Below are 8,750 nucleotides of genomic sequence, written 5' to 3' on the forward strand. Positions count from 1 at the left end.
TGGATGCTTTTCGCGGGCGAAAAGCGATAAGGGTAAGAGTATATGATTTATCTTTTTTTACATACATAAATCATTTCGCTGCTGGCAGCAGATAAAGAGTCCTTTTTCCAGGAACTGTAGATGTTTTCTATAATAAAACCATTTTCTGTTAGCAGCCTTTCCATTTCAAGCGGAAAAACATACCGCAGCGAGATGCTATCCTGTTCGATCGTTCCTTTTTCGGGGCCGTCGAGTATTTCACGAATGGATGTGCAATGCAAAATCTGTGTCAGTGAATCATAGGTTTCGACGTTCTTCTCCCGGACTTTTCGGCTCCGTTTATCGGTGAAGATAAGCTCCGATTCGTCGACTTCCGCCAGTTCACCCAGAACAGGAAAACGTGTATTGAAAATGAAAACGCCGTTCGTTTCCAGATGTCTCTTCACAGATTGCAGCAGCAGATTCTGTGACTCATTGGTAAGAAAGTGCTGGAATGAGTTGCCTGTCATATACATGAAAAGCGTTTTTACATCAAGCGACAGCTGCGTGCAGTCCTGCAAAATCCATTCGACCGGCAGATTGGCGTCCGCTGTTTTTTCTTTCGCCTGATTCAGCATTCCTTCATGTAAATCTACGCCGATGATTTTGTGTCCGAGCTCGGCTAAAGGAATCGTCACACGTCCTGTGCCGCAACCCAAATCAACTACAGTGCCTTTTTGTTTTCCCGCCCACTCTGCCAGAAATGGCACATCATTTAGATACGTGCCGTATTCCAAATCGTAATATTCAGGATCCTCGTATTTCTCGAAGTTGCTGATGAAAATATCATGTGGTGTATGAGACAACTTATATTCCGCCTTTATTCGTATTTGTTCTTTTTATTATATTCTTAATTGTACAAAACTTTGGTAAAATATAGAAGAAGACATTCAGACTTTATACAAAAGTGGGCGAAGAAAATAGAAAAGCGTTTAAAGTGAGTTAATGCTGAATTAAATGAAATCGGAAAGAGAGCGTGTAAAGATGGAAATCACACTGGACTTGCTGCAGGACGAAGAGGCAGAGGATTTATTCCGTTTTGAAATAGAAAATCGTGCGTTTTTTGAGCAATGGGTACCTTCCAGAGGTGACAGCTATTATACGCGGGAAACATTTCTGAAGAGACATCGAGAATTGCTGGCTGAACAGGCGAGTGGCGTTTGCCGTTTTTATTTGATTAAAGATCCTGAAGGAAATATTGCCGGGAGAATCAACCTGGTCGATATTGACGCGGCGTCGGGCACGGCAGAAATCGGATTTCGGATGGGCGAAGCATACGGAGGTAAAGGAATCGGAAGCCGTGCGTTGAGTTTGCTGTTATCCACCGATTCTACTGTGGACAAGATTTACGCAAAAACCACGACTGTGAATAAGTCCTCCCAAAAAGTTTTGGAGAGAAACGAATTTATCCACATGGGGATAAGTGACGACGAATTCGAGATGAACGGGGAAAAGATGAAGTTTGTTAATTATGAGTGGGATAGGAAGAAATGATAGCCTCCAGAAAAAGTTTGCAGAAGCAGGAGAGGGATTGATCAAATGGATGAAGGATTGAAAGCTGCACTGGAAAAGCGCCATAAAGGAGACTTTCTGGAGTCGAACAGGCTTCTAAGAGAACTCCTTTTGCAATATCCCGATAATGCTTTACTGCATTATGAATGTGCCTGGAATTATGACATTTTGCTGCAGGAAGAGGAAGCGATCCGGTTTTACGGACGGGCGATAGAGCTGGGGCTTTCCGGCAAAAAAGGCGTGAACGCTTATGCGCAACTTGGTTCGATGTACAGACTGCAAGGTCGGCTGAAAGAATCTGAGGAGATTTTAATGGAAGGGATGTCAAAATTTTGGGACTCCGGGGATAGCAGCGTCCTAAAAACTCTATATGCTTTTACGATGGATAGATTAAGAAAACCAGGCGAGGCCATGCGCTGGATGACGGACGCTCTTCTGGATTCTTCAGCGGAAGAGGGAATCGTGAAAAATCACCGGATGCTGCAGTATCTCGGCAGCAATTTGGATGTTCCCGATATTATGGAGAAGCTGCGTGATGACCCACCACCTGAGAATGGATCTTCCAATGACCGGAAGTCCATCGTGGAAAAAGTGGAAGATGTGCTGAAAGTGTTTCACCCAACGTATTTACATGGAGGATGGATACCTGCTTTTGACCATTATGAGCAGCATTTTACAGATCCGGACGCGGACACCCGGCGAGCGGCAATGGCGGCTTTCGCTATTATGGCCGGGGTCTGGGAGACATACAGTGCTTTCCCTTTCACGCCCCAGCACGAACGGAAGTACGGTGGCGGCTACTTTCCAAATGAACCTCATTTCGAGCTCAATGGCTACATCGATGCTTTCTTTCACAATTTCCTTGCCATTCAGCAAGAGTTTCCCGTTATGACGGCATATACTGTCGCTGCTTTGTCTGCTATTGATGAAGAAAGCAAAATTGGTTTGGAACGCAGATTTCCGGAAATGGATGCGGATTTATTCCAGAAATTTCGGGAAGAAATCCTTCTGCCGTATCGGCAATCAAAGAAGGAATTGCCGCTAATCGAAGACTTTCTTGCGGAAATTGGCTGGAATTCTTCTTATAGTGGGTGGTGAATCGCATATTTCCAAATGGAATAAAAGATTTATGATTCAGGAGGTGAAAAAATGGACTTTCTTATTGGAGGCCTTTTGATGGTTGTCATAGGCATATCTTCGAGCAATATTGAAAAGAAACTGGATGAAGCAAAAGAGCAAAACGAGCGGATGATTAAAATTCTTGAAGACATCAGAGATAAGAAACAGTAATGGAAATGAGGAGGCACAGCAATGAAACTCATCACTCGATCACTTATCGGAGCAACTGCTCTTTTTGGCATTTACACCGCTGGCACACTTGTGTCCGGATACATAAAAACAAAAAATTACGAACCGGATTTTGAAGCCGCATGGACGAATGCAGAAATGCTGTCGAGCGAAGTGGCTTTTGGCCATACAGCATCTTTCGCTTCACTCGCTGGTTTATTCGGGGTAACAGTGCTCCTCTGTGCGGCGTTACTGGTAGTTTACGACAAGTTTAAATCAGCCCGATCATCAGATAATAAACTATCCCGTTAGGAGAGAGTAATGCTTCTCATTTACTGTTCCCTCGGTTCAAGTACATTATCTTTAATTTGCAATAGACAAAGGAATCCTTTATTGAAAGGCGCTGCTTTTCATATTCTTTATATAGAGAGAAATCGCGACAATAAAACAAATTAAAGAAAAGAAGCCGAAATACTGAACAGGCGGTTCTCCGGATAAAAAGTATAAAGAAATTGGCAGCATGCCGACACCCAGTACTAAAAAGCTTTTCCAGTTATGAGCAATCATTACGTAAAATAAGGCGCCAATTGAAATTAAAATGGAAAAACCGAAGATGACGCTCAGTAAAATTTCCATTTCTTTGCCTCCTCTAGAATTTTATTCCCCCGACTTAAACATCTTGCCGTTATGCGGAACGACGAGGACCGAAACGGCTTCATCCGAATTTATGTTGCGTCCGCTGAACAGGTAACCCCGGCTGGATTCGAATGGATTCCAGCTTCTTGAAGTATCGAATGGGACCCTTTCGACGTTCACATCCACGAGACTGTAATCGTTTTCGACTTTCGCTTTCGCCTGGGCATAAGTATATTCAGGCACAGAAAAATAAACGGCGGCAATAAATATAAGAACATATAAAAGATATGAACCATACTTCTTTTCGGGAATGAGATACTTATAAACCACGACATGCATTACCAGAAAAGTAATAATGAAATGGCCAGGCATGACGTTCCTGTAGATTTGCGAATCGACAATAAAGAATACTATCAATAAAATCAGTGAGATGATTGCGCCGGGTATATAATTTTTCAAAGAAATCACTCCTCACCGATTATGTTCGATTGTTCATTGCTATGTGCAGACATTCAGTTCTGTTATTAAATGGTATAATAAGTATATATCAAGATAACAGAAAGTTCTGCGCATTTTTATTCAAAATGACTTTATAGAAATCAATAAAGACCATAAGCACAAAAACGGAGACGATACAGCATGCGGTTACTTGATAAAATGACTGTAGGAGAGATTTTCGCAGGTATTTATATAGAAGAAATCCGCAAGCAGGGAGTGAACCGCGATGTCAGGCTTTACGTTTGAAGAAATGTGGGAGAAAATCATGGCATGCGACCGGAAATATGATGGATTATTCTACACTGCGGTGAAAACTACGAAGATATACTGCAGACCTTCGTGCCGGTCCCGGAAACCGAAAAAGGTGAATGTGGAGTTTTACGCGACCATCGAGGAAGCCGAGAGCCGAGGGTTCCGTGCTTGCAAACGGTGCCAGCCGGAAACGGAACTGTCGCCAAACGCGGAAGTTGTGCAAAATGTGATCTCTTTCTTAATAGCGAATCATAAACAGAAACTGAGTCTGGAGGAAGTGGCGGCTCATGCGGGATTGAGTCCTTCTTATCTGGATCGTGTGTTTAAGGAGGAAACTTCGGAGACGCCACGTGTATTTTTGGAGAAGATCCGCGTCGACAAAGCGGCGCATTTATTGGAACACACGGAATTCACGAATTTGGAAATCTGTTATGAGGCGGGTTTTCAAAGTACGTCACACTTCTACAAAGCGTTCCGTCGCGCGAAAAACCTTTCGCCGAACGAATTCAGAAAAATGACGAAGGGGCTGCAGCATGGATACGAAAACGAACAGCCACATTATGCGGGTTCCGGTACCGGTTGAATTCAGTTTCGATGAATGTCTGATTTTCCTTAACCGCTCGAGCCAGGAGAATCTTCACCGCATTCAAGGCGAGCGAATCAGAAAATTGCTGCGCCATGAAGAAGAGCTGATGTTGATGGAAATCTCATCCTCGCCGCAGCATTTGAATATCGAATTTCTGAACGGCGTGCCCTCAGAGGAAGGGAGAACAGCCGCCGCTCAGTATGTGCGGGAGTGGTTCGACCTGGATACGGATCTGGCACCTTTTTACGAACTGGCTGCAGCGGATCCGATTTTGCAGCCGATCGCCAGGCATCATTTCGGCCTTCGGATTCTGGGATTCCCCGATTTATTCGAAGCGATGGCATGGGCGATTACGGGCCAGCAGATCAATTTAACGTTCGCCTATACGTTGAAAAAACGGTTTGTTGAGGCTTATGGAAAATCCATCGTCTATGACAATGAAACCTATTGGGTGTTTCCTTCCTATCGGGAAATCGCTGCTCTTGAGGTGAGCGATTTGACGCCGATGCAGTATTCGGCGCGGAAAGCGGAATACATTATCGGAATTGCGACGCAAATGGCAAGTGGAATTCTGTCGAAAGAACAGTTGCTGAATGGGAAAGACGCGCAAGCGATTGAAAAGGAGCTTGTGGCGATTCGGGGTGTCGGACCATGGTCCGCAAATTACGTGATGATGAAATGCCTCGCCATCACGTCGGCTTTCCCGATTGCCGATGTCGGTCTGCACAATGCGCTGAAAGTTCAGCTGGAGCTCGAGCAGAAGCCGACGATTGCGGAAATCGAACGTCTTGCAGAAAACTGGAAAGGGTGGGAGGCATACGCCACTTTCTATTTATGGAGGAGTTTATATGAGTGAAATGCATCAGGTCGATCTGCAATCGCCGATCGGCATCATTGAAATCAATGGCACGGAAGAGGGGATCTTCTCCGTTTTATTCACGGAGCGCGAGGAAATAAAACACCAACCTCAGCCGAATACGCCGCAGGTTTTGAAAGAATGTATGACGCAGCTGGAGGAATATTTCCGCGGGGAGCGGCTGGAATTCACCGTTCCTGTCATGTCGAAGGGCACCGACTTCCAGACGAAAGTATGGTCGGCGCTGACGACGGTAGGTTATGCAGAAACGGCATCTTACCGCGACATCGCGGTGAAAGTTGGCAGCGATAAAGCTGTGCGGGCAGTGGGCAATGCAAACAGCAAAAATAAGCTGACGATCATCGTGCCGTGCCACCGAGTGATTGGTTCGAGCGGCAAGCTGACGGGTTACGCTGGTACGTTGAGCCGGAAGGAATGGCTGCTGAAGCATGAGAAGGCTGTTCGGGAAAAGCGGGCTTTGGAGGCTGGGCAGCTTGGATAAGCAGGAATCATCGGTGAGAACAGACGGATCGCAGATGGAGAATTGTTCCTGGCCGGGCAGCAGCGAAATGATGCAGGCATATCACGATGAGGAATGGTGCCGGCCGACGCGGGATGATCGGTACATTTTCGAATTGCTGAATCTGGAAGGCGCGCAGGCGGGGTTGTCGTGGAGCATCGTTTTGGCAAAGCGGGGATCGTACCTGGAGGCGTTTCGCAATTTCGATATTGGTTATTGCTCGGGACTGAGTGACGAGGATCTGGAATCGATTAAAGAAAATTACGGCGTCATCAAGCATATGGCCAAGATTAAGTCAGTCCGCAGCAACGCGCAGGCGGTGTTGGAGATTCAGAAGGAATTTGGCAGTTTTGCGGATTTTCTGTGGAGTTTTGTGGACGGCAAGCCGGTAATAAATGCATGGGTCGACCAATCGCAGATGCCTGCCGAGTCGCCGTTGTCCGCCCGAGTCAGCAAAGAGCTGAAGAAGCGCGGTTTCAAATTCGTCGGCCCGGTAACGACTTATTCGTTTCTGCAGGCGATCGGGATGGTCGATGATCATGTCCGGACGTGTGCGTTTCATACGGTGAATCGTGATATCTGAAATGTTTTTTTTTAATGAGGGTTATGGCAGAAATTCAAGGAAATAGTTTCTTACTTCTTCGGGCGCATCTTCCACTTTCAGCACCTTTAATCTGTCTGTTCCCGGTGAAGTCATAATTACAAAAGTTTTATCATCATATTCAAACAGCGTGACTTGGCTTACACTGTTGGCAGAGTTCTCCAGGCTGTTGATGAAATTAAAATCCGCTTCAGTAAAATTGCCTTCGTAGCCGTCCAGCATCAACTTTTGAGCTTCCTTGAAGTCTTCTGCAAAGGAAATGCCCTGGTATAATTCGAGTGAATCTTTCGGTGTGTAAAATAAAACATAATAGGTGAATCCACCGATTATAAGAAAGCTCGCCAGTAAAAAAGAAATCTGGCTTTTAATGGTCATTTTCTTTGAGTTAAACATTTAGGAATTACCTCATTTCCTGATATTTATTTGTATGGTTGCAGCACGTAATGAAGCTCTTTCCAGAAGATGGAAAAACTTTGAATTTACATTTATTTTACACTAAGTATTCAGAATTCCTAGGAAATAATGAAAAAGAAATGGAATCTGCTCACAAATGAGTGGGTTCTTTTTTGTAGATGACTTTAGAGCAGGGACAAATATCAATAGCAAAATGGTATAACTAGTAAAGATAAATGACGGAAATTTCTGCTTTTATTAGTGTGAAATGAGGTGCAGAAATGAAAGAAGAGCTGCTTGTAACATTCAAAAGTGATCTCTCCCGGTATTCCTTGGAACAGCTGCGTTACATTTCAGAGGAAGGCGTCTGGTCGATCGGGCAGATGTATGACCATTTGCTGCTGGTGGCGCATGAGTATCTGGACAGTGTAGAGCTGTGTGAGACTTCTGCAGCTGAAGGGGAATTGGCAAAGAGCAAATTTGGCGAGGAATTGTTCCGGAATGGCGGCTTTCCGCCTGTGAAAATCAGACTGCCGGACGAGATGAATGAGCCGCCGAATAATACGGACAGTCAGGAAAAGCTGATCAGCCGAATGGATGCTTTGATCGAACGAATGGCTCGGCAGGAATCGAAAGTGGAAGAGATTGCCCCGAACCGTAAAGTGCAGCACGGCGGATTCGGCTGGCTCAATTCAAAAGAATGGTATGAGCTGGTAGGCATGCATTTCCGGCATCATTTGAGACAGAAGAGTGAGTTGGAGGGGAGGTGTAGGCATGAACGAAACAATCCGCAGCCATGAAGATTTATTGAACATGCTTGACTCTTTATTGCGGGAGCCGAGCGGGTTTTGGAATGAGTTCTATTCAAACCGGGAGAAAGGCATTCCGTTTTTTGTGAATAAGCCGGATGAAAACCTGGTGGGCTATTTCGAAAAAGGGATTTTCCAGGCCGGGAAAGTTCTGGAGCTGGGCAGCGGCCCGGGAAGGAACGCCCTTTATTTTGCTGAAAAGGGCTGTATGGTTGACGCAGTCGACTTGTCGGAAGCATCGATTGGCTGGGCAAAAGAGCGGGCTAGTGAGCGGGAATTGGAAATCAATTTCATTCATAATAATATTTTTGAAATTGCGATTGAGGAAGGTACATACGATGTGGTCTATGATTCCGGCTGTTTTCATCATATTGCTCCACACCGGCGGAACAATTATATTGAATTGGTGGAAAGAGCGCTGAAACCGGGAGGCCATTTTGCCATCACCTGTTTTGTGGAAGGCGGGGAACTCGGCGGCTCGGACATTACGGACTGGGAAGTTTACCGGCAGCGCAGCCTGAACGGTGGCCTGGGATTCACCGAAGAGAAGCTGCGCGACATATTTGGGAGTCTGGAGCCGATTGAAATCAGAAAGATGCGAAAAGCGGAAGCGTCGGACGATGTTTTCGGCGTTTCTGGCTTGTGGACGGCCTTGTTCAGGAAGAAATGATCTATTTGAAGCTGAAAGAGGAGAAACTCGGATGCGGGTTTCTTTTTTATTGGTGTGAAAGATTCTATGAGCGGTTTTGGGAGTTCTATGAGCACTTTTCAGGATTCTATGA

At 45.4% G+C, this 8,750-nt stretch carries 14 protein-coding genes; 10 read left to right on the plus strand and 4 right to left on the minus strand.

Features of this window, described 5'->3' with window-relative positions:
• Positions 1-47 precede the first annotated feature (47 nt).
• A complete protein-coding gene (locus KW93_RS13825; protein WP_235318425.1) occupies positions 48-824 on the minus strand; it encodes a class I SAM-dependent methyltransferase in 777 nt (258 codons plus the stop codon).
• A 178-nt stretch (positions 825-1,002) separates the two neighbouring features.
• Between KW93_RS13825 and KW93_RS13830 the strand changes: the two genes are divergently transcribed.
• The 4 genes from KW93_RS13830 to KW93_RS13840 are packed head-to-tail and all read left to right on the plus strand — an operon-like array spanning position 1,003 to position 3,129.
• On the plus strand, positions 1,003-1,512 hold the full coding sequence (locus KW93_RS13830; RefSeq protein ID WP_033543623.1) for a GNAT family N-acetyltransferase: 510 nt from the start codon (positions 1,003-1,005) through the stop codon (positions 1,510-1,512).
• A gap of 45 nt (positions 1,513-1,557) precedes the next feature.
• Entirely contained in the window at positions 1,558-2,628 is a 1,071-nt protein-coding gene (locus tag KW93_RS13835; protein WP_033543624.1) for a tetratricopeptide repeat protein, read from the plus strand.
• 51 nt (positions 2,629-2,679) lie between these two features.
• Complete coding sequence (locus KW93_RS17640) at positions 2,680-2,820, plus strand: hypothetical protein (RefSeq protein WP_162835048.1); 141 nt, start codon at positions 2,680-2,682, stop codon at positions 2,818-2,820.
• A 21-nt stretch (positions 2,821-2,841) separates the two neighbouring features.
• Complete coding sequence (locus tag KW93_RS13840) at positions 2,842-3,129, plus strand: hypothetical protein (RefSeq protein WP_033543625.1); 288 nt, start codon at positions 2,842-2,844, stop codon at positions 3,127-3,129.
• 78 nt (positions 3,130-3,207) lie between these two features.
• Here KW93_RS13840 and KW93_RS13845 read toward each other — a convergent pair whose 3' ends face one another.
• Together KW93_RS13845 and KW93_RS13850 are read right to left on the minus strand one after the other, a co-directional pair.
• Positions 3,208-3,453: a hypothetical protein gene (locus KW93_RS13845; protein WP_033543626.1), complete on the minus strand. Its 246-nt coding sequence runs from the start codon at positions 3,451-3,453 to the stop codon at positions 3,208-3,210.
• A 21-nt stretch (positions 3,454-3,474) separates the two neighbouring features.
• Positions 3,475-3,912, minus strand: a complete 438-nt coding sequence (locus KW93_RS13850; RefSeq protein WP_033543627.1) for a hypothetical protein — start codon at positions 3,910-3,912, stop codon at positions 3,475-3,477.
• 265 nt (positions 3,913-4,177) lie between these two features.
• Between KW93_RS13850 and KW93_RS13855 the strand changes: the two genes are divergently transcribed.
• The 4 genes from KW93_RS13855 to KW93_RS13870 are packed head-to-tail and all read left to right on the plus strand — an operon-like array spanning position 4,178 to position 6,748.
• Entirely contained in the window at positions 4,178-4,786 is a 609-nt protein-coding gene (locus tag KW93_RS13855; RefSeq protein WP_052131636.1) for a bifunctional transcriptional activator/DNA repair enzyme AdaA, read from the plus strand.
• Positions 4,737-5,645: a DNA-3-methyladenine glycosylase 2 gene (locus KW93_RS13860; RefSeq protein ID WP_033543628.1), complete on the plus strand. Its 909-nt coding sequence runs from the start codon at positions 4,737-4,739 to the stop codon at positions 5,643-5,645. The genes KW93_RS13855 and KW93_RS13860 overlap by 50 nt, the downstream gene beginning before the upstream one ends.
• On the plus strand, positions 5,638-6,147 hold the full coding sequence (locus tag KW93_RS13865) for a methylated-DNA--[protein]-cysteine S-methyltransferase (RefSeq protein WP_033543629.1): 510 nt from the start codon (positions 5,638-5,640) through the stop codon (positions 6,145-6,147). Before KW93_RS13860 ends, KW93_RS13865 begins: the two co-directional genes overlap by 8 nt.
• Positions 6,148-6,181: 34 nt before the next feature.
• Entirely contained in the window at positions 6,182-6,748 is a 567-nt protein-coding gene (locus KW93_RS13870) for a DNA-3-methyladenine glycosylase I (protein WP_033543634.1), read from the plus strand.
• A 21-nt stretch (positions 6,749-6,769) separates the two neighbouring features.
• Here KW93_RS13870 and KW93_RS13875 read toward each other — a convergent pair whose 3' ends face one another.
• Positions 6,770-7,159, minus strand: coding sequence for a hypothetical protein (locus KW93_RS13875; RefSeq protein ID WP_152602466.1), 390 nt, complete (start codon positions 7,157-7,159; stop codon positions 6,770-6,772).
• A gap of 281 nt (positions 7,160-7,440) precedes the next feature.
• Between KW93_RS13875 and KW93_RS13880 the strand changes: the two genes are divergently transcribed.
• Both KW93_RS13880 and KW93_RS13885 read left to right on the plus strand, forming a co-directional pair.
• On the plus strand, positions 7,441-7,959 hold the full coding sequence (locus KW93_RS13880) for a DinB family protein (protein ID WP_033543630.1): 519 nt from the start codon (positions 7,441-7,443) through the stop codon (positions 7,957-7,959).
• The gene (locus KW93_RS13885) at positions 7,934-8,638 is read left to right on the plus strand and encodes a class I SAM-dependent methyltransferase (protein WP_033543631.1); all 705 of its coding nucleotides are present in this window, start codon (positions 7,934-7,936) and stop codon (positions 8,636-8,638) included. Before KW93_RS13880 ends, KW93_RS13885 begins: the two co-directional genes overlap by 26 nt.
• The last annotated feature ends 112 nt before the right edge of the window (positions 8,639-8,750 follow it).

It is taken from the genome of Planococcus sp. CAU13, from assembly GCF_000775575.1.
In the GTDB taxonomy this organism is placed as follows: domain Bacteria; phylum Bacillota; class Bacilli; order Bacillales_A; family Planococcaceae; genus Planococcus.

Excerpts from the sequence above, each read along its gene's own strand:
- KW93_RS13830 (WP_033543623.1), top strand. The coding sequence starts at position 1,003 with ATGGAAATCACACTGGACTTGCTGCAGGACGAAGAGGCAGAGGATTTA.
- KW93_RS13860 (WP_033543628.1), top strand. The coding sequence starts at position 4,737 with ATGGATACGAAAACGAACAGCCACATTATGCGGGTTCCGGTACCGGTT.
- KW93_RS17640 (WP_162835048.1), top strand. The coding sequence starts at position 2,680 with ATGGACTTTCTTATTGGAGGCCTTTTGATGGTTGTCATAGGCATATCT.
- KW93_RS13885 (WP_033543631.1), top strand. The coding sequence starts at position 7,934 with ATGAACGAAACAATCCGCAGCCATGAAGATTTATTGAACATGCTTGAC.
- KW93_RS13875 (WP_152602466.1), bottom strand. The coding sequence starts at position 7,159 with ATGTTTAACTCAAAGAAAATGACCATTAAAAGCCAGATTTCTTTTTTA.
- KW93_RS13845 (WP_033543626.1), bottom strand. The coding sequence starts at position 3,453 with ATGGAAATTTTACTGAGCGTCATCTTCGGTTTTTCCATTTTAATTTCA.
- KW93_RS13855 (WP_052131636.1), top strand. The coding sequence starts at position 4,178 with ATGTCAGGCTTTACGTTTGAAGAAATGTGGGAGAAAATCATGGCATGC.
- KW93_RS13865 (WP_033543629.1), top strand. The coding sequence starts at position 5,638 with ATGAGTGAAATGCATCAGGTCGATCTGCAATCGCCGATCGGCATCATT.
- KW93_RS13880 (WP_033543630.1), top strand. The coding sequence starts at position 7,441 with ATGAAAGAAGAGCTGCTTGTAACATTCAAAAGTGATCTCTCCCGGTAT.
- KW93_RS13840 (WP_033543625.1), top strand. The coding sequence starts at position 2,842 with ATGAAACTCATCACTCGATCACTTATCGGAGCAACTGCTCTTTTTGGC.
- KW93_RS13870 (WP_033543634.1), top strand. The coding sequence starts at position 6,182 with ATGGAGAATTGTTCCTGGCCGGGCAGCAGCGAAATGATGCAGGCATAT.
- KW93_RS13835 (WP_033543624.1), top strand. The coding sequence starts at position 1,558 with ATGGATGAAGGATTGAAAGCTGCACTGGAAAAGCGCCATAAAGGAGAC.